At 38.2% G+C, this 21,295-nt stretch carries 16 protein-coding genes and 2 rRNA genes; 17 read left to right on the top strand and 1 reads right to left on the bottom strand.

The genetic code is table 11. The features are described from left to right. Positions 1-27 precede the first annotated feature (27 nt). The 7 genes from G7084_RS00745 (at position 28) to G7084_RS00715 (ending at position 9,810) form a co-directional block, all read left to right on the top strand. Positions 28-2,940: ribosomal RNA gene (locus G7084_RS00745) — 23S ribosomal RNA — on the top strand. A 93-nt stretch (positions 2,941-3,033) separates the two neighbouring features. After that, positions 3,034-3,150 (top strand): 5S ribosomal RNA (rrf, locus tag G7084_RS00740). A gap of 201 nt (positions 3,151-3,351) precedes the next feature. Beyond that, positions 3,352-5,364 (top strand): methionine--tRNA ligase, encoded by a 2,013-nt coding sequence (metG, locus tag G7084_RS00735; RefSeq protein ID WP_166009137.1) that lies wholly within the window; start codon positions 3,352-3,354, stop codon positions 5,362-5,364. Positions 5,365-6,021: 657 nt separating this feature from the next. Further along, positions 6,022-6,834, top strand: a complete 813-nt coding sequence (locus G7084_RS00730; protein WP_166009136.1) for a TatD family hydrolase — start codon at positions 6,022-6,024, stop codon at positions 6,832-6,834. Next, complete coding sequence (gene rnmV / locus G7084_RS00725; protein WP_166009134.1) at positions 6,824-7,372, top strand: ribonuclease M5; 549 nt, start codon at positions 6,824-6,826, stop codon at positions 7,370-7,372. The genes G7084_RS00730 and rnmV overlap by 11 nt, the downstream gene beginning before the upstream one ends. 23 nt (positions 7,373-7,395) lie before the next feature. After that, positions 7,396-8,289, top strand: coding sequence for a 16S rRNA (adenine(1518)-N(6)/adenine(1519)-N(6))-dimethyltransferase RsmA (gene rsmA / locus G7084_RS00720; RefSeq protein WP_166009132.1), 894 nt, complete (start codon positions 7,396-7,398; stop codon positions 8,287-8,289). Between the two features lie 144 nt (positions 8,290-8,433). After that, on the top strand, positions 8,434-9,810 hold the full coding sequence (locus G7084_RS00715; RefSeq protein WP_166009130.1) for a hemolysin family protein: 1,377 nt from the start codon (positions 8,434-8,436) through the stop codon (positions 9,808-9,810). Between the two features lie 132 nt (positions 9,811-9,942). Here G7084_RS00715 and G7084_RS00710 read toward each other — a convergent pair whose 3' ends face one another. Further along, positions 9,943-10,173 carry a Veg family protein gene (locus G7084_RS00710; RefSeq protein ID WP_166009128.1) on the bottom strand — a complete coding sequence of 77 codons (231 nt, stop codon included), beginning with the start codon at positions 10,171-10,173 and terminating at the stop codon, positions 9,943-9,945. Positions 10,174-10,441: 268 nt separating this feature from the next. On the opposite strand from G7084_RS00710, the gene G7084_RS00705 reads away from it, so the two are divergent. The 10 genes from G7084_RS00705 to G7084_RS00660 all read left to right on the top strand — a co-directional run bounded on the left by G7084_RS00705 (position 10,442) and on the right by G7084_RS00660 (position 21,271). After that, positions 10,442-10,921, top strand: coding sequence for a ComE operon protein 2 (locus G7084_RS00705; RefSeq protein ID WP_166009126.1), 480 nt, complete (start codon positions 10,442-10,444; stop codon positions 10,919-10,921). A 17-nt stretch (positions 10,922-10,938) separates the two neighbouring features. After that, a complete protein-coding gene (locus tag G7084_RS00700) occupies positions 10,939-11,895 on the top strand; it encodes a thymidylate synthase (RefSeq protein WP_166009124.1) in 957 nt (318 codons plus the stop codon). A 143-nt stretch (positions 11,896-12,038) separates the two neighbouring features. Continuing rightward, positions 12,039-13,259: an LCP family glycopolymer transferase gene (locus tag G7084_RS00695; protein ID WP_166009122.1), complete on the top strand. Its 1,221-nt coding sequence runs from the start codon at positions 12,039-12,041 to the stop codon at positions 13,257-13,259. A gap of 208 nt (positions 13,260-13,467) precedes the next feature. Continuing rightward, a complete protein-coding gene (locus tag G7084_RS00690) occupies positions 13,468-14,100 on the top strand; it encodes a DUF1700 domain-containing protein (protein ID WP_166009120.1) in 633 nt (210 codons plus the stop codon). Then, entirely contained in the window at positions 14,093-15,100 is a 1,008-nt protein-coding gene (locus G7084_RS00685; protein ID WP_166009118.1) for a DUF4097 family beta strand repeat-containing protein, read from the top strand. Before G7084_RS00690 ends, G7084_RS00685 begins: the two co-directional genes overlap by 8 nt. Before the next feature lie 19 nt (positions 15,101-15,119). Beyond that, a complete protein-coding gene (locus G7084_RS00680) occupies positions 15,120-15,974 on the top strand; it encodes an undecaprenyl-diphosphate phosphatase (RefSeq protein ID WP_166009116.1) in 855 nt (284 codons plus the stop codon). A 119-nt stretch (positions 15,975-16,093) separates the two neighbouring features. Then, on the top strand, positions 16,094-16,984 hold the full coding sequence (locus G7084_RS00675; RefSeq protein WP_166009114.1) for a YihY/virulence factor BrkB family protein: 891 nt from the start codon (positions 16,094-16,096) through the stop codon (positions 16,982-16,984). A 372-nt stretch (positions 16,985-17,356) separates the two neighbouring features. Next, positions 17,357-18,592: an arginine deiminase gene (gene arcA / locus G7084_RS00670; protein ID WP_166009112.1), complete on the top strand. Its 1,236-nt coding sequence runs from the start codon at positions 17,357-17,359 to the stop codon at positions 18,590-18,592. A 60-nt stretch (positions 18,593-18,652) separates the two neighbouring features. Further along, positions 18,653-19,729 (top strand): ornithine carbamoyltransferase, encoded by a 1,077-nt coding sequence (argF, locus tag G7084_RS00665; protein WP_166009110.1) that lies wholly within the window; start codon positions 18,653-18,655, stop codon positions 19,727-19,729. Positions 19,730-19,822: 93 nt separating this feature from the next. Further along, positions 19,823-21,271: an amino acid permease gene (locus G7084_RS00660; protein ID WP_166009108.1), complete on the top strand. Its 1,449-nt coding sequence runs from the start codon at positions 19,823-19,825 to the stop codon at positions 21,269-21,271. Positions 21,272-21,295 lie beyond the last annotated feature (24 nt).

Genomic DNA, 21,295 nt, shown 5'->3' with positions numbered 1-21,295 from the left:
AACTTGAATCATCAACGAAAGTTGATCGGTTAAGTTATTAAGGGCGCATGGTGGATGCCTTGGCACTAGGAGCCGATGAAGGACGGTACTAACACCGATATGCTTCGGGGAGCTGTAAGTAAGCTTTGATCCGGAGATTTCCGAATGGGGGAACCCAACTTGTTATGCAAGTTATCACTAGTTGAATATATAGACTAGTTGAAGGTAGACGTTGTGAACTGAAACATCTCATTAGCAACAGGAGTAGAAAGAAATATCGATTCCGTCAGTAGCGGCGAGCGAACCCGGAAGAGCCCAAACCAAAGTGCTTGCACTTTGGGGTTGTAGGACTACCGTTGTGGAGTTACAAAATTGTATGTTAGTCGAAGTGGTTGGGAAGCCACGCGAAACAAGGTGATAGCCCTGTAGACGAAAGCAGACAATCTCCCGTGTAGGATCCTGAGTACGGCCGGACACGTGAAATCCGGTCGGAATCTGGGAGGACCATCTCCCAAGGCTAAATACTACCTAGTGACCGATAGTGAACCAGTACCGTGAGGGAAAGGTGAAAAGCACCCCGGAAGGGGAGTGAAAAAGTTCCTGAAACCATGTGCCTACAAGAAGTCAGAGCCCGTTAATGGGTGATGGCGTGCCTTTTGTAGAATGAACCGGCGAGTTATGATTACATGCAAGGTTAAGGTGGAAAGACCGGAGCCGTAGCGAAAGCGAGTCTGAAATGGGCGCCATAGTATGTAGTTGTAAACCCGAAACCAGGTGACCTACCCATGTCCAGGGTGAAGGTGTGGTAAGACGCACTGGAGGCCCGAACCTGTGCATGTTGAAAAATGCTAGGATGAGGTGTGGGTAGCGGTGAAATTCCAATCGAACTTGGAGATAGCTGGTTCTCTCCGAAATAGCTTTAGGGCTAGCCTCGGAATGTAGCGTATTGGAGGTAGAGCACTGTTTTGGTGCGGGGCCCATCTCGGGTTACCAAATTAAGATAAACTCCGAATGCCAATTACGTATGTCCGGGAGTCAGACAGTGAGTGATAAGATCCATTGTCGAAAGGGGAACAGCCCAGATCGTCAGTTAAGGTCCCTAAGTGTGTGTTAAGTGGAAAAGGATGTGGAGTTGCATAGACAACTAGGATGTTGGCTCAGAAGCAGCCACCATTTAAAGAGTGCGTAATAGCTCACTAGTCGAGTGATTCTGCGCCGAAAATGTACCGGGGCTAAACACACCACCGAAACTACGGGTGCCACGTAAGTGGCGCGATAGGAGAGCGTTCTATGGGCAATGAAGTCAGACCGTGAGGACTGGTGGAGCGCATAGAAGTGAGAATGCCGGTATGAGTAGCGAAAGACAGGTGAGAATCCTGTCCACCGAATGACTAAGGTTTCCTGGGGAAGGCTCGTCCTCCAGGGTTAGTCGGGACCTAAGGCGAGGCCGAAAGGCGTAGTCGATGGATAACTGGTTGAGATTCCAGTACCAGGTGAACATGTTTGAACGATGGAGGGACGCAGAAGGCTAATGGATCCCAGCGACTGGAAGTGCTGGGTTAAATCACAAGTTTTGGGAGTAGTTAAATGCTTATCCCTATAAGAACAAGTGATGATGAGGATCGAAATAAAGTAGAGAAGTCCATGATGTCACGCTGCCGAGAAAAGCTTCTAGTTAGTGTTTACCTGCCCGTACCGCAAACCGACACAGGTAGTCGAGGAGAGAATCCTAAGGTGTGCGAGTGAACTCTCGTTAAGGAACTCGGCAAAATGACCCCGTAACTTCGGGAGAAGGGGTGCTCAGCGCAAGCTGAGCCGCAGTGAATAGGCCCAGGCGACTGTTTATCAAAAACACAGGTTTCTGCAAAATCGAAAGATGACGTATAGGGGCTGACGCCTGCCCGGTGCTGGAAGGTTAAAAGGAGTGCTTAGCAATAGCGAAGGTGCGAATTGAAGCCCCAGTAAACGGCGGCCGTAACTATAACGGTCCTAAGGTAGCGAAATTCCTTGTCGGGTAAGTTCCGACCCGCACGAAAGGCGTAACGATCTGGGCACTGTCTCAACGAGAGACTCGGTGAAATTTAAATACCCGTGAAGATGCGGGTTACCCGCGACAGGACGGAAAGACCCCATGGAGCTTTACTGTAGCTTGATATTGAGTGCTTGTGCAGCTTGTACAGAATAGGTAGGAGCCGTAGAAATCGGAACGCTAGTTTCGATGGAGGCAATAGTGGGATACTACCCTCGTTGTATGATCACTCTAACTCACACCACTAATCGTGGTGGAAGACAGTGTCTGGCAGGCAGTTTGACTGGGGCGGTCGCCTCCTAAAAGGTAACGGAGGCGCTCAAAGGTTCGCTCAGAATGGTTGGAAATCATTCGTAGAGTGTAAAGGCAAAAGCGAGCTTGACTGCGAGACTAACAGGTCGAGCAGGTACGAAAGTAGGACTTAGTGATCCGGTGGTTCCGCATGGAAGGGCCATCGCTCAACGGATAAAAGCTACCCTGGGGATAACAGGCTTATCTCCCCAAGAGTCCACATCGACGGGGAGGTTTGGCACCTCGATGTCGGCTCATCGCATCCTGGGGCTGTAGTCGGTCCCAAGGGTTGGGCTGTTCGCCCATTAAAGCGGTACGCGAGCTGGGTTCAGAACGTCGTGAGACAGTTCGGTCCCTATCCGTCGCGGGCGTAGGAAATTTGAGAGGAGCTGCCCTTAGTACGAGAGGACCGGGGTGGACGTACCACTGGTGTATCAGTTGTTCCGCCAGGAGCATCGCTGAGTAGCTATGTACGGATGAGATAAACGCTGAAAGCATCTAAGTGTGAAACTCGCCTCGAGATGAGATTTCCCATTCGAAAGAAGTAAGACCCCTTATAGATGATGAGGTAGATAGGCTAGAAGTGGAAGTACCGTGAGGTATGGAGCGGACTAGTACTAATGGTTCGAGGACTTAACCAAGTTGAATACGACGTGGTGGTTCAAGGTATGTTGTTAAAATTTATAAAAATATGATTCAGTTTTGAGGGAATTAACTCTCAACAATTAAATCCGTGTCGTGACGATAGCACTGAGGTCACACCTGTTCCCATCCCGAACACAGAAGTTAAGCTCAGTAACGCCAAAAGTAGTTGGAGGATCGCTTCCTGCGAGGATAGGAAGTCGCGACGCAAATTTATAGTTCATCATGTCTATGATGAGCTTTTTTGTTATATTTTTTTAAATGGATAAAGCAATATAAATCTTATGAGATTAAAGTACCAAGTCATAATGCTTCTGCTATAATAAATAAAGTGTTAAATTAACTATTATTAGGGAACAAATTTAAATTTAGTAACGAATACTCATTTGTATTTGGAAAGTAGGAAAAATATGACAGAGCAAAAGACTTTTTATATCACGACCCCCATTTACTACCCATCAGGTAAACTACACATTGGGAATACATATACTACGGTATTAGCTGATGCAGCAGCCCGATATCATCGATTATTAAACGAGGATGTATATTATTTAACTGGAACCGATGAACATGGTCTTAAGATTGAACAGAAAGCTGATAAAATGGGAATCACACCTAAGGCTTATGTTGATGGAATGGCCAGTGAAATTAAGGCACTCTGGGCATCACTAGATATCACTAACGATGGATTTATTCGGACAACTGATGAAATTCATGAAAAGGCAATAACAAAGATCTTTAATCAATTACTAGCCCAAGGTGATATTTATAAAGGTGAGTATGAGGGCTGGTATTCAGTTGATGATGAGGAGTATTTTACTGAATCACAATTGGCTGAAGTTTATCGTGATGATCAGGGTCGAGTTATTGGTGGTAAAGCGCCATCAGGTCATGAAGTGGAATTAGTTAAGGAAGAATCATATTTCTTTGCGATGTCTAAATATGCCGATTGGTTGCTTGAATATTACCAAAACCACCCTAACTTTATTCAACCTGCAACGCGGATGAATGAAATGATTAATAATTTCATTAAGCCAGGCTTGGAAGATTTGGCAGTGACAAGAACTTCATTTAAATGGGGCGTACCCGTTGAATCTGATCCGAAACACGTAATCTATGTGTGGATTGACGCTTTATCAAATTATATTACAGCGTTAGGATACGATTCAGAAGACGATAGTAAGTTTAAAAAGTATTGGCCAGCTAATGTTCAATTGTTAGGAAAAGAAATTGTTCGTTTCCATACTATTTATTGGCCAATTATGTTGCATGCATTAGGGCTGGAATTGCCAGAAAATGTAATTGGACATGGCTGGTTAACGATGAAAGATGGTAAAATGTCTAAGTCAAAGGGAAATGTTGTGTATCCTGATGTCTTAGCGGAGCGTTATGGCGTTGATGCAGTTCGTTATTATCTTTTACGTGCGATGCCGTTTGGAAATGATGGGATCTTTACACCTGAAGATTTCGTAGGTAAGTTAAATTCTGATTTGGCAAATGATCTTGGGAATTTGTTGAATCGAACGATCGCAATGATCAATAAATATGAGGCGGGAGTGATTCCATCTTTGAATACAGGTATAACAGAATTTGATGCTAGTTTGATTCAAGTAACTGAGGAAGTCATTGTCAAATACAATGAATATATGCAAACACTTCATGTTTCAGACGCTTTAGCGGAAATTTGGAAATTAATTGCTCGCGCAAATAAATATATTGATGAAACGCAACCATGGGTATTGGCTAAAGATGAGGCGAATCAAAAAGCCTTGGCTTCAGTGATGGCGCATTTAGCAGGAGCATTAAGAGTTATTGCTATTTTACTCCAACCAGCTTTGTCTAGAACTCCAGGGGAAATATTTAAACAATTAGGCCTAGCTGACTCAAATTTGGCAATTGAGCAATTAAAGTTTGAGGATTTACCTACTGGTGGTAAGGTTGTTGCCAAAGGAACCCCAATTTTCCCCCGGATTGATGTTGAAAAAGAAGTTACGTATATTCGTGATTCAATGATGGGTGGGGGTAAAGAAACGGCAGCTGTAAAAAAGGCAAAGGCTACTGCAGACAATGACACACCTGTCATTGAGAGTGAATTAATTGAATTTGATGATTTTGAAAAAGTTTCATTGAAAGTAGCTGAAATCAAGGGTGTTTCAGAAATTGAGAAGTCTAAGAAATTATTGAAATTTGAATTAGATGATGGAACTGCCAATGGTCGCATTATTTTATCTGGAATTAAGCAATGGTACCCAAACTATCAAGAATTGGTTGGAAAAAAAGTTGCGTTTGTGGCTAATTTAAAGCCCCGAACGATGATGAAAAAGTATGTTTCAGAAGGAATGTTACTATCGGCAGAAAAAAATGGTAATGTTATTTTATCAATTTTGCCAGATGAAATTGAAGCGGGATCGGAATTAGGTTAATCAATTTCAATAATTTATTTTTGGCTTAAGGTAAGTACGATATTATAAATAATGTTGAAGGAGGCGCAAGTCACCGACGACGACATATTCATACTACCTACTCCTTAAAATAATGCTATCCTCGGATGGCATTATTTTTTTGATTTAAAACATAATAATCTTATCATTAGTTTAAGGTAGGTGGTTTAATATTAGTGATGTTGAAAGAGAATATTTCCCTTACAACAACATATTCATACTACCTACTCCTTAAATAGAAAAATGATGCTACTTCCTGGGTAGCATCATTTTTTTAATAATTAATGACAAACTTATTATTGGTTTAAGGTAAATACGATATTATAAATAGTGTTGAAAGGGCAGAGACCCTAACAACATATTCATACTACCTACTCCTAAAGATAAATGGAGCCTATGTTATTAAAAATAATATAGGCTCTTTTATTTTTATATCTTAAATTTGGTTATTTTAAACTCAATTTAAGTTGGAATAAGTATAATACTGATTATTGAAAGGTTTCAAACATAATCTGATTTTTCAAGAAAATATTCATATCCTACTCCTAAAAATATGAATTCTGTGAAAGGCTTACGCTTAACCACCGTAAGCTTTTTATTTTGTTATAATATATATATGAAGAAATTAAGGAGTTCAATATGGCAATTTATGATCCAACCAAGCGTCCCACTGATGCTTATGACACACACACACATTTAAACGACGAGACACTTTGGATTGATCCTGCCGCATATTGGGCACGAGCACGAGAGCATCGTGTGATGGAAATGAACGTCGTTGGTTACAATAAAATTGGGAATGAACGTGCCATTGAGTTGGCGCAAACCTTAGAGGGCGTACATGCAACGGTTGGTTGGCAGACAGAAGACCTGGCTAACTTTGACAGCCAAGAAATGCTTATTTTAGAACAACAATTAGCCAATCCCAATGTGGTTGGTGTTGGGGAAACGGGATTAGATTACTATTGGCCTGAAAATCCCGGACATGAAGTTCAAAAGGGTGCTTTAAAGAATCAATTATATTTGGCGCATTCAATGCACAAGCCGGTAACAATTCATTCACGAGATGCATTTGACGATACATATGATATTTTAAGTAATAGTAATGTATCAGAATTTGGTGGCGTAATGCATTCCTTTACCGGTGGACCGGAAGAAGCTAAGCGTTTCCTTGATCTTGGAATGTATATTTCATTTTCAGGGATTGTAACATTTAATAACGCCCAAGAAATTAAAGATGCCGCCAAAGTGGTACCATTAGATCGGCTTCTAGTAGAAACAGATGCACCATTCTTGGCTCCAGTACCATTACGTGGTAAAACGAATGAACCAATGTTTGTAAAGTACGTTTTAGAGAATTTAGCGGAACAATTAGAAATGTCTTATAACGATTTAGCAAAAATAACGACAGATAATGCACATCGACTCTGGCATACACACAATGAAGATTAACGAAATTATTATTGTTGAGGGTAAATCAGATACTGAAAAAGTAAAAAGAGCAGTTGAGGCTGATACCATTGAAACAAATGGATCGGCTTTAGACCCTATGACACAGAATACGATTGTTCGAGCGGCTAATGCGCGCGGGGTTATTGTTTTCACGGATCCGGACTTTAATGGGGAAAGAATCCGAAAAATTGTTACTCAAATTGCGCCTAATGCTAAACATGCTTTTTTAACTAAGGATGAGGCTGGTGCTCAAATTAAACATCATAGTTTGGGGATTGAGTATGCGACAATCGAAATAATTCAAAAGACCTTGCAACAGGTAGCCGGAGAAACAAGTGATGCACATATTTCTGATATTACTAGAAAAGATTTATTAAATTGGGGACTCATTAATGGATCCAAAGCAGCATCACGCCGCACATATTTAGCTGAACGGCTGAATTTAGGATATGTGAACGGAAAACAATTTATGAAACGAATTCAAATGTTTGGGATTCAAAGAAAAGAGCTGCTTGAAGTGCTAGCTGAGCTAGAATAATTTAACTTAAAAGGAGTAAATGAATGACAGCTAATTATCCTGATATTGCGACTCCTTTACGGACGCAAGCCATTATGAATCAATATGGTATCAATACTAAAAAGTCTTTGGGACAAAATTTTTTAACGGATTTAAATATATTAAAAAATATTGTTTCAGCGGGGGATGTTAGTAAAAATGATAATGTGATTGAAATTGGCCCCGGAATTGGTGCATTGACAGAACAATTGGCGAGGGCCGCCAAAGAGGTTGTCGCTTTTGAAATTGATGATCGCTTAATCGCAGTGTTAGATGATACTCTAGCACCATATAATAATATTAAGGTTATTAATCAAGATATTTTAAAGGTTGACCTAATGGCCGCCGTCCAAGAAAATTTTTCTGACCCAAGTGCACCACTTAAAATTGTAGCTAATTTACCATACTACATTACGACGCCCATTTTAATGCAGATTTTAGAGTCAGAGGTGCACGTTGATGCAATTGTTGTTATGATGCAAAAAGAAGTTGCTGATCGACTAGCAGCGAAGCCTGGTACCAAAGAATATGGCTCTTTATCATTAACTGTTCAATATCGAGTACAAGCACGTGTTGCATTTAATGTTGATCGAACAGCTTTTATTCCAAATCCAAATGTTGATTCAGCAATTGTTGTGCTAGAGCCGCGCGAACCGTTAGCGATATTACCCGATAATGAACAACGGCTATTTAGTTTGTTTAAAGTGGGGTTTGTAATGCGACGTAAGACGTTATGGAATAATTTAATAACCGCATTTGGTAAAAACGGGGGGATGCAAGATAAATTGATGGATGCTCTCGAAGCGGCTCAGATTAATCCTAAAATTAGGGCCGAAAAATTAACGCTAGAGCAGTTTGTAACATTACAAAATACATTAACTGATGCTGGTGTATATTAAAAATTAATTGAAACTGTTAAAATGATATAAATCATAATTACACAGTGAATAATTAGTGATTAAGGTTGTGTTAACAGTCTTAATTCAGTATAATTGTTGTACTTGAAATAAAAAAACTTAAACAAGAAAGAGGTATTTTATCCTATGGATTCTGCGTCCATTATCTATAATTTAATTGCAATTGTTGTAATCTTATTATTGGCGGTCTTATTTACTTTGACCGAATATTCGTTGGTAAAGGTTCGGCCTAGTGCTTTGAAAGCGATGGCTGATGCTGGAGAAGGCAAGCCTAGTCGTAATTTAATTGGAGCGCTCCATATGACAGAGCATCTGACTGAATATCTTTCAACAGCTCAAGTTGGAATTACATTGACTAGTTTGATTTTAGGTTGGATTGGAGAAGCTTTTATTGCGGCTTTAATCCTATCTACTAAAATTTTGCCAGAAAACCTAGCTCATCCGGTTGCATCAGTGGGAGCAATTTTAATCTTCACGTTCATCCACGCTGTCTTCACTGATTTGGTGCCAAAGAATATTGCGATTGACAAGCCAGTGCGGACATTATTATTGATTGTTCGACCGGTACGGTTCTTCCATGTGATTTTATATCCCTTAATTTATATTTTCGATCGAACTGCGGCAACAATTACTAAATTGTTAGGCTTTAATGCACATCCAGATGAAGAGATTTACTCACAGAATGAAATTATTTCGTTATCTGAGGATGCGGCCCAAGCTGGTGAATTAGATGCTGAAGATGTAGCTTTCATGAAACGTGCATTCGAGATGAATGATAAGGTTGCAGCTGATATCATGATCGATCGAACTCAATTGGATGTGGTTGATGTTACAGCCACCATTGGGGATGCTGTTTCGATCTATTTGGAAGATAAGTTCTCGCGATTACCTGTGGTTGCTAATAATGATAAGGATAAGATTTTAGGCTATGTCTTTAGTTATGATTTGGTTCGACAGATGCGTATTAATCCAGAAGCTTCAGTTCGAATTGTTTTGCGAAATATTCCTAACGTTTCAGAAAATCAGGATATCCAAGATATCTTAGAGGAAATGATCACGCATCGAGCACCAATTGTGGTTGTTAAAGATGAATACGGTGGAACTTCAGGAATCGTGACTGATAAAGACATCTATGAAGAATTGTTTGGGACAGTTCGTGATGAAATTGACGACGTTTCTGATGATTTAATTGAAAAAATAGCATCGGATGAAGAAGGTCGAATGCACTATAAGGTTAACGGTAAGTTGACATTGTTTGATTTTGAACGATATTTCAAAGTCGAAATTAAAGCTTTTAGTGATTCAGAAATGGTGACTCTAACGGGCTTTGTTTTGGATAAAGATCCGGACGTTTCGGTTGGGGATGAATTCATCGTTTCGCACTTTAAGATTATTCCTCTGGATTATAAAGATGCTTACATTAATGAATTTGAAGTAATCGACTTAAACGAAGATGATATTATTCAAATTTACGATGATCAGAATGTAACTCCAGCTGACTAAAAATATTAATACTAAAAGCTTCGCTGTTTTAAATTAAAAACAGCGAAGCTTTTTAATATATTAAAAACACTCCTACCTCATTAAGAGGAAGGAGCGCTATTGACCGTTCATATTATCATGAATAAATATGAATTAGAAATCTAATTCAATGTTTTTAGTTAGGATGTCAGTATAACTAAAGGAAGCACGATCAAATTGATCGCCATCTTGCTTTAAGTCCAAAACAAAGACTGAACGAAAAGTTTCTCGAACGATGGCTTCATGTTCAATATTACGATGACGGCTTTCATGGGTAGTTAAAGTTACTGACTCTCCAATATGAGCGTCGAGTTTATCTTTAATTTCGGCTAATGCGGTTGGCATAATTCACACTTCCTTTCATGCAAGGATGACCTCGCTTTGAATAAATTGATATATGAACCAATTTATGAATTTTATAGGATGTAACTAGACTAAGCACCATCTGTTATTATACAACATTTTTAAGGTTAATTCAATATTGTATTATGTTGTGATTTAGTTTAATAATAATCTGTTAGAACGGAATAAAAGGCTCGACGATAAAAGCTGTCTGTTAAAAGTTATAAGAATTTGCTATGATAAAAGCACTTAAAATAAGGTGGATTTGCAGATGAATAGTGGACGAATTGAGTGGCCTCAATATTTTATGATGCAGGCGGTGATGCTTGCATCACGAAGCACCTGTACCCGTTTACATGTAGGGGCTGTGATTGTTAAAGAAGGACGCTTAATCGCGAGTGGTTATAACGGATCAGTTATGGGAACACCACATTGCGATGAGGTGGGCGATTATATCGTTGATGGACATTGTATTCGGGCAGTTCATGCAGAACAAAATGCCTTACTTCAGATGGCGAAAATGGGAATTGCCGCAGATGGGGCTGAAATTTATGTAACTGATTTTCCTTGTGTGCATTGCACCAAGTTTTTGTTACAAGCCGGTATTAGTAAAATTAACTATTTGCGTAGTTATCGAAATGATGCTTTTGCGATGGAGTTGATGCAACAAAAGCATATTAATTTAAATCAGGTGACCCTAACTGAAGTAGACTTAAAAAAATTTAATTTTGAACAGTTTATAAATGATTAATTTAAAGGAGTAATACGATGAGTAAAAGCGAGCAAACCTACTTAAATTTTGCGAAAGAAGTTTTGGAGAATGGTGAATTTAAGGCGGATCGAACGGGGACTGGAACCTATTCAGTTTTTGGACGCCAACAACGTTATGATCTGAGTGAGGGTTTCCCGCTCTTAACAACTAAGCGGGTTGCTTTTAAATTAATTAAGAGTGAGTTACTTTGGTTTTTAAAAGGTGAAACGAATATTCGCTACTTACTTGAAAATAATAATCATATTTGGGATGAGTGGGCGTTTAAAAATTGGGTTAATTCGAATGAATACCAAGGTCCTGATATGTCTGATTTTGGTCGACGGGCGACTCAAGATCCAGAGTTTAAAGTGCTATATGATCAACAGCATCAAATTTTTTGTGACGCCATTTTAAATGATGATAATTTTGCGGCAAAATATGGCGATCTGGGGCAAGTTTATGGAGCCCAGTGGCGTCATTGGGAAAAGGTTCAAGGAGGCTTTATTGACCAAATTGAGAACGTTGTAAATGAAATTAAAAATAATCCCACATCACGACGCTTAATTGTCTCAGCTTGGAATCCTGAGGCTGTTCCCATGCAAGCTTTACCGCCTTGCCACTCATTGTTTCAATTTTATGTGGTTGATGGAAAACTAAGCCTGCAACTATATCAGCGTTCCGGTGATATTTTCCTAGGAGTTCCGTTTAATATAGCATCGTATGCTTTGCTATTACATATGGTAGCTGCTCAAACAGGTTTGGCAGTCGGAGAATTTATTCACACTTTCGGTGATGCGCATATTTATGCTAATCATGTTGATCAAGTGAAAGAGCAATTACAACGCCCTCTTCAAGCCTTGCCAACGTTAAAACTAAATCCCGCTGTAAAATCAATTTTTGACTACGAGCTTGAAGATATTGAAATTGAGGGTTACCATCCGGCTAAATCGATTAAAGCACCAGTTGCGGTTTAAGGTTAACTAAAGAAAAAAGTATAAAAATGGTAAAGATACATTCCATTGGTCGAGAAATTGAGCTAATAAATGGTATTATGAAATAATAGTTTAAATTTGTCATAAAAACGGGAAACTCAGCCCAAAAAATGAGGAGAATTTTGATGGATAATGAACCAAACTTTGACGGAAAACAACCTTTAAGTCGGGTTTCACGTAATAATATGTACAATCAGCAACATAAAAATAAACCTAAAAAAACCCGTTTGAGAGTTTTTCGAATCTTTTTGGTTGCCTTAGGGGCTTTGGGAATTATTTTGGGCGTAACAGCCGCTAGAACGTATAATCGAATTCATGACGCTGTCGATAAAACTTTTTCAAGTGCAGGGGTTAAAAAATCACGAAATGTTTCGGCAGCTCTTTCAAAGGGAGAGCCATTTACCGTTCTTTTGATGGGAACAGATACGGGTGAATTGGGCCGTTCTGATGGAGGTCGAACAGATTCGTTAATGTTGATGACAGTTAATCCTAAGCAAAAGAAAACTACCCTGATGTCTATTCCACGTGATACGGTTATTGCTCCGGTTGGATATGAAACGGAGTTCCCACAAAAAATGAATTCAGCGTATGAATTTGGGAAAGAAGCCACAACAATGAAGACCGTCCAAAATTGGTTAAATATTCCAATTGATTATTACGGAATGGTTAATATGCGTGGAATGGAAGATGTCGTAAATGAAGTAGGGGGGATACAAGTTGAATCACCGTTAACATTTAAATTTAATCCGACAACTGCACACGCAGATTCTGGATATAATTACGGTCACTCCGATCCAGGAGATCTTTACAGTTTTACCAAGGGATCAACGACGTATGGCTTTAATAAAAATGCTACCGATGAAAAGTATACCTATTCAGACAAAATGAATGGAGCCGCTGCGTTGGCATTTTCTCGTATGCGTTATGATGACCCACAAGGTGATTATGGTCGGACGCAACGACAACGACTAGTCTTACAAGCGATTATGACGAAAGCTAAGTCAAATCCAACTCGTTTGGTAAATCAAAGTTTCTTAAATACGATTTCTAAAAATGCTCGAACTGACTTGACGTATGATGATATGATGGCGATTGTTAAAAAATATCTACCAGCTGCTAATAAAATTGTGACTGATCATATCCAAGGTGGAGGACAAGAAATCAATGGCGTTTCATATGAACATGTGACTCGGAGTGAGCAACAACGTGCTACTAATGTTTTGCGCAAGTCACTGGGCTTAAAAAAGGCCAAAGCGGGTCCACTATATGCTGGTAAAATTTCTGATTATACGATTGAGTCTAATGGTCTGACAACTGCTGAGACTGAAGAAGCTAGTACCAATTAAATAGATAACATCAAGCGGGAATTAAAAAAATATAACTAACGTGTAAATAAGTGTTCGTATACAATACGAATACTTATTTTTTTGAAAAATTGAACATGATAATATCAAGTAATATTAACCGTTGTAAATTCACTTGACATTATATGTCATATAATATAATCTACAATAGAGATTGACAACATTAGATTAAATTAAATGGAGGAATACAATGAAAAGTAATATTTACTTTTCGCAGCTTGAAGGACATTTAATCGGTTTACCAGAGAATAAAAAAATCGAAATTATTCAAGATTATCGGCGTTATGCAGAAAAAAATGAATTGAGTGGTGAAAACCTAATTAATGAATTAGGAACGCCTAGACAACTTGCGCAAAAGGCTATGGTTGAATACTCCATTGATGAAGATACAATTGAAGAAAATAATAGTTTAATCAATGGTGAATTTAGTTTTTCACATCGGATCAAACAAATTCGAAGACAATTCCATTTATTGGGGATGATCATTAGTTTCTTAATGTCCAATATTGCTTGGTACCCAGCGATGTTTTTGATTTTCATGGGCTTATTTTTAATGACTGTATTGATGGTGATTATTGATTTGGGCTTAGTTTTAATTTTGTTTATCGGCCTTTACCAAGTTTTCATGGGAATTTCTGTTTTTGGACATCATCATGCAATTGCCATTTTTCAAGGCGGAATTGGCTTATTCTTAGTGGGAACTCAATTCGTTGGTTGGCCCATTGCGGGTGCCATGATGCGAGGATTAATGAGCCTGCTGATGCGTTATACCAAATCAGTGGGTCTGCGATTTGCTAAGATAACAGGAGTAGATCATGAATAAAGTTATTCGGTCAATTATAAGCGGGTTTGTTTTAATGGGCTTGGGTATTGTTTTGATGATCTTTGGATCAATGAATGGGGGCGGGTCTCGAGTATTTTGGCATCATGGAAATTTTTGGGTTCCAGATGAGGTTAAAATCCACCAGCAAATTAAAGGCGTGCAAAATATTACAATTCAAGGGGATACATTAGATGTTTTGATTCAACCCGATGCCAAGGTCCAAAATGGAATGAGCATTGAAGGAAACCTGACGAATCAAGCGGGGTTTAAAGTTAGTAAAGACCAAAATACTTTGAAACTCAATTATCAAAATATGAAAGATAATATGCCTAACTTCTCAGATGTTTTACAAGATGAGGATCATTTAACGATTAAAGTCCCCCAAGGAACTAATCTAAAAAAAGTTAAAATTAATGTACAAAGTGGAAACGTAGAATTAAAGCAAATTACAGCACAAAAAGCCCATCTAAAGAATGTAGATGGTCAAATTAAAATTTTGCAGGGTAATTTAAAGGCAGTTGATCTAAATAATAATGATGGATCAACTCGGCTTGACGGATTAAAAACTCAGCAAATTAGAATTGATACTGGTGCAGGAAATATTAATTTACATCAATTAAAAAGTGATAAGACCCAAGTTCATATTGATGAAGCAGATTTGGTCATACAAAAAAGTCAACTGGGACAAACGTTGATTAGTATTAATCGAGGCATGACAACTATACATCAAGTTACGGCACAAGATTTATTTGCGCAATCGATCTATGGTAATTATAATCTGCAAGAAATTAATCTAAAGGGTGCTAGTACAGTTGCAACACAAAGTGGAAACATTAATGTAAATTGGCAAGATAATTTTGGATATCGTTTGGTAGTACAAGATCAAGGAAAGATTAAGGTTAAAAATGTACCTTATGCAAAGTGGTATCAAACTAAATTTGAGCGAGTTAATCGATTGACGTTAACGACTTACCGTGGTGATATTATGGTAGCTAAATAGAAAAAGAGGATAAAAGAAGATGTTTGACTTTATTAAATCAATTATAATCGGGATTGTTGAGGGATTAACGGAATTTTTACCAGTTTCATCAACCGGTCATATTATTATTGCTGAGTCATTAATGAAAATACCAGGTGGAGCAGTTTGGACGAAAGCATTTATGAATGTTTTTGATTATGTGATTCAATTGGGTGCCATTATGGCAGTGATTCAATTATATTTCCATAAATTAAATCCATTTTCACCTAAAAAAAACACACTTGAAAAGCAACAAACGTGGCAACTATGGTTTAAGGTTATCGTAGCTTGTTTGCCAGCCGCGGTGATTGGTCTATTAATGAATGATTTTATGGACGCTCACTTTATGACGCCAACGGTTGTGGCAAGTGCGCTAATTTTTTATGGAATTTTGTTTATTTTATTAGAAAAGTATAATGAACGTGAATCAGTACAACCGTGGCTGACTGATGTGAATAAAATGTCATATAAATTGGCCTTTACGATTGGTTTAATTCAAGTTTTGTCAATTATCCCAGGGACTTCACGTTCGGGCGCAACCATTCTAGGAGCAGTCTTCTTAGGGGTGTCACGTGTCGCCGCCGCTGAATTCTCATTTTTCCTTAGTATCCCTGTCATGGTTGGTGTTTCAATTCTAAAGTTAGGTAGTTTCTTCCATAAAGGTGGGACATTTACTGGTATGCAGGGTGCGGTATTGGCAATTGGCTTTATCGTTTCATGGGTTGTTGCTTGGTATGCTATTAAATTTATGATGAACTATATTAAACAAAATGATTTCAAAGCCTTTGGTTGGTATCGAATCATTATTGGAATCATCGTTATTATTTTGGGTGTTTTTGGATTATTACATATGTAAATTAAATTATGAGGTAGTTACACGGACAAAATTTTGGTCAGTAACTACCTTTTTGTTTGAAATAACCATTATTTTCCGTATAATTTGTATTATGACGGAATAAAAGGCTGGATAAATTAATGAAAAAAACCATCAAAAAGGTGACAGATAATCTGTATATTAAAACTATTTATAATACGGTTACCCGTATTAATTTAGGCGTTGCCACGGCAGCTATTTCGTATTATGGGTTCCTATCATTGTTTCCGGCAATTATATTTTTAGCAGCTATTTTGCCGTTGTTAGGTTTGACCACGGATGTAATTATGCATTTTTTGGATAATGGAATGCCAAAGTCAATTGCGGGCATGCTATTACCAATGATTGAATCAATTTTAAAACATCCTGGGGTGGGGACCCTATCATTGTCAGCCTTAGTAGCTTTATGGTCTTTAAGCCGAGTTGTAGCCATGATTAGACAGGCACAAAATGAAATTTATGATGTAAAAGTAAGCAATAATTCGCTTCTCGGACGTGCGATTTCAGTGGCGTGGTTGATTTTGTTGTTGGGGATTATGGGAGTCCTATTTTTGCTTTTCTCAATTGGAACGAATATATTGGATGCATTGCCAATAAACGCGCAATTAACGAACCAGTTGAATCATATAAAATCAGCAGCAATTCCAATTGGAATGTTTTTTGGTCTTTGCTTATTTAATTTTCTGATTCCAGCCAAAAATCCGCGATTTATTTTTGTGATGTTGGGGACCGGTGTACAATTATTAGGGATGTTGGCTTTAGCTAAAGGCTTTGGATTTTACGTTAAATTGGCGGGGCATTCTTATTCATTCTATCAAGCGATAGGATCAGTGGTTATTTTAATGATTTGGCTTAATCTAGTTGCGACCATCGCTCTAATTGGAACAATGGTGACAGCAATATTAGATCAGTTATGGCCGCAAAAAAAGGCTCCTTTTAGTAAAGTTAATCAAATTTTAGAACGAACAGAAAATAAAAATAAATCAGATTAATATCATATTTGAGAAGAATCATCGTTACTGATGATTCTTTTTTTAATTTTTTTCAAAAAAACAGCATAAATTTTTATGCAATATATTAGTTTAAAATGCATAAAAAGAATTTAAAACGTTTAAGTTCTGAATTGGTATATGTCATTTTAAGGCGCTTACGATAAGATGATTTTAATAATAAATTCACAAACATAATCATGAATATTTATTTAAAATTGATATATAAGAGCGTTCATAAAAATAAATGTAAGCCTTTACATTATTGATATAACAGACTATTATTAAGGCGTTGAGAAAAGTAAAAACAACTACTCAACAACATAAATTTATTTCAATATTTCAATGATGTATTACTAGATAGGAGATTTAATAATGATTAAGAATCCAGCAATTCAAGTCAATTCAGAAATTGGTACTTTGAAGACAGTCTTGTTACATAGGCCAGGTGCAGAAATTGAAAATATTACACCTGATACAATGGAACGTTTATTGTTCGATGATATTCCTTTCTTGAAGAACGCTCAAATTGAGCATGATTATTTTGCAAAGACTTTGCAAGATAAGGGAATCGAAACGGTTTATATCGAACAATTGTTAGAAGATGTCTTAGCTGATTCAGCGGTTAAGGATGATTTCTTAACACGTTATCTAAATGAACATCATTACATGAACGATGCAATGAAGGATATCAAAGGATATCTAAATACATTATCAACCCACGATTTAGTAGCTACGATTTACGCAGGTGTTCGTCGCGAGTTGGTTGACTTTAAGCACCCTAACCTTCACGATGTGGCTGGCTCAGATGCCGAAAATCCATTCTTAATGGATCCATTGCCAAATGCTTACTTCACACGTGATCCACAGGCAATGATGGGAAGCGGATTAACAATTAATTATATGACTTTTGAGGCCCGTCGTCCTGAATCATTAATTACTGAGTTTGTGATGAAGTATCACCCACGCTTTGCAGGAAACGTTGATATCTGGCTCGATCGTAATACTGACGCTCGAATCGAAGGTGGAGACGAATTAGTTCTTAATGATCATGTTTTGGCGGTTGGGGTTTCACAACGTACTTCAAGCCGTGCAATCCAAGCCTTGGCTGAAGAACTATTTACTAATGAAGATAGTAACTTCGATACAATCGTGGCAGTTGAGATTCCGCATAACCACGCCATGATGCATTTGGATACTGTGTTCACGATGGTTAACTATGATCAATTTACAGTCTTCCCAGGAATCATGGATGATGATGGCAAGATGAATATTAACGTTTTGCACGCTGGTGACCAAGGTCAGGTGGTCATGGAACACCGGACTAACTTGAAGGATACTTTGAAGGAAGTCTTGAAGTTAGATGATTTGGACTTAATTGAGACCGGAGACGGTGATCCAATTATTGCCCCACGTGAACAATGGAATGATGGATCAAATAATTTGACCATTGCACCTGGTGAAGTTGTGACCTATGACCGAAATTATGTATCTATTAAGTTGATGCAAGAGCACGGAATTAAGGTTAACGAGATTAAGTCAAGTGAATTGGCTCGTGGTCGTGGTGGTGGTCGTTGCATGTCACAACCAATCTGGCGTGATAATCTTTAAAATACTTTATTAATATTAATAATCGAAGTAATGAATGAAAAATTAAAGGGGATTCCAAGTATGACAAATTATGATGTATTGCGCGGCATGAACGGACGTTCTTTCTTAAAGGAAATCGACTTTACTCCCGCCGAATTACAAGAATTGATTAACTTAAGTATTGATTTACGTGATGAGCTTGAAACTCAAAAATCAGGTGGAGCTACAGTCACAAAATATCTACATGATAAGAATGTTATCTTGTTGTTCTCAAAAACTTCAACACGAACACGTCTATCATTTGAATTCGGAGCTGATGAATTAGGAGCTAATACCGTTTATATCGATCCAAATTCAAGTCAATTTGGAAAGAAAGAATCAGTAGCTGATTCAGCTCGGGTCTTTGCAGGAATGGCTGATGGAATTGAGTATCGTGGATTTGCTCAATCAGACATGGAAGCGATGGCTGAGAATGCTGTAGACACAAAAGGTCGTCATAAGCCAGTTTGGAATGGTTTGACTGATGAATGGCATCCAACACAAATGATTGCTGACTTTATGACTGTGCAAGAAGAATTTGGTCATCTTGGTAACGACATTACTTTGACTTTCGTTGGTGACGGTCGCAATAACGTGGCTCATTCATTGCTTGTTGCGGGAACAATGTTGGGTGTAAACGTGCATATCGTCGCACCAAAGGAATTACAACCAGCAAGTGATGTTGTCGCAATTGCTGAAAAGTATGCTAAAGAAACTGGTGCTAAGCCAATGATCACTAGTGATGTTGACGAAGGCGTTAAGGGATCAAACGTATTGTATGCTGATGTTTGGGTATCAATGGGTGAAGATAACTGGGAAGAGCGCTTGAACTTGCTTGGTGATTATCAAATCAATGCTGATTTGATGGCTAAGACTGGTCATGAAGATACAATCTTGATGCACTGCTTACCAGCCTATCACGATATGAATACAAAGATGGCAAACGATGCTCACGAAAACTTCCCTGGAATGGTTGGAGAAGACGGAATTGAAGTAACTAATGAAGTCTTTGAAGGTTCACAAGGACGTCAATTCGAAGAAGCGGAAAACCGTAAGCACTCAATTAAGGCGATTATGGTTGCTACTTTGGGCGACATGTCAATGTATCCAGAATCTTAATAAAATAAGAATACGCAGGACTTGCGTTTGCATAAGGAAAGGCGATTCTTAATTGAAGGCTTTTCCTTTTTACTGTGAATTGGAGTAAGGAAAATGGATGATAAAGGTGGAGCAAAAAAAATTGGTCTAATTGCCCTCATTAGTGGTGTTGTGACTAGTTGTTTAGGTTCAGGAATATTTAACGTATCAACAACCCTAGCACAGGGTAGTACCATTGGCGTGACAATTATTGCTTGGATTTTCGTTATGATTGGAATCGGAGCATTGTCTTGGGTCTTTACGAGTTTATCTCGTACCCAACCTGAATTAAATGGTGTAACAGACTACGCTTATGCTGGTAGTGGTAAGTTAGCGGCAGCTAGTTCAGGGATATCATATTTCGTAAGTGGTTTTTCTGGGAATCTGGCGTTCTTAATTATGTTGGCCCAAGCGATTAGTATCTTTTCACGTTATGTACCATTCTTGGCGACATTTCAAGAAGGAAATAGTCCGGTCACATTAATTTTCATCTCGCTATTCTCTTGGCTCCTAACATGGGGCGTTATCAAATATGGGGCAGAAAAAGTTTCTAAATTTAATACGATTGTTACGATCTTTAAAGTTAGTGCTTTGTTTGTCTTCATTATTTTTGGAATTATCTTCTTCAAGTCTGGAATTTTTTCAGCTCACTTCTGGCAAAATGTGACTAACAATATGGGGCATTTAACATTTAGTAAAATTACCTTTGGTGGGTTCATGAATCAATTCGGTGCAGGATTACTTTCAATGATTTTCTTGTTTGTGGGAATTGAATCAGCTTCAATGCTGGGTGATCGTGCCGAAAAAAAGTCTGATATTGGAAAAGCAACTATGATTGGAACTGTCGTGTTGTTCTTCTTGTATTTCGTGATTTCAGTACTTCCATTTGGAATGTTGAGTCAAGCAAAGTTAGCGACGATCAGTCAACCAGGCTTAGTATATGTCACTGAAAATACGGTTGGTCCATTAGGATCGGCCTTCATGAGTATTGCTTTGATTATTACTTTGGTTGGAGCATTATTGAGCTGGTTCTTGTTGCCGGTTGAACCATTACAACGTTTATCAGAACAAAATATTTTCCCAAAGTGGATGGGAAAAACTAATGACGTTGGTGCACCGGTCGGAAGCTTAGTATTTACACAAGTTCTGTTACAAGCTTTGATTTTGACATTGATTTTCACCGACTCTGCTTATCAATTTGCTTTGAGTTTGTGTACGGTGGCGATCGTTATTAGTTACTTCTTTGTCGGAACTTATCAATTGAAGTTAGGTTTGCAACAACATGCAGCGAAGGTTTGGTTACCTGGTTTGATTGTTGTAGTCTTTGAAATCATTGCGGTTGCGGTTTCAGGATTGGAATACTTAGCATTATCAACTTTGGTTTTGGTTTTGGGATTTGGTTTCTATATTTATACGGTTGGATCAAATAAAATTAATAAAATTGAATGGTTGATGATGGTGATTGTAACCGTTGTTGCAATTGGAACAGTGATTGGATTGATGACCGGCGCGATTGCAATTTAAAATTATAAAATAAAGGTGGATAGA

Source organism: Weissella coleopterorum, assembly GCF_011304355.1.
GTDB classification, from domain to species: domain Bacteria; phylum Bacillota; class Bacilli; order Lactobacillales; family Lactobacillaceae; genus Weissella; species Weissella coleopterorum.
This window is presented reverse-complemented; position numbering and strand designations above follow the sequence as displayed.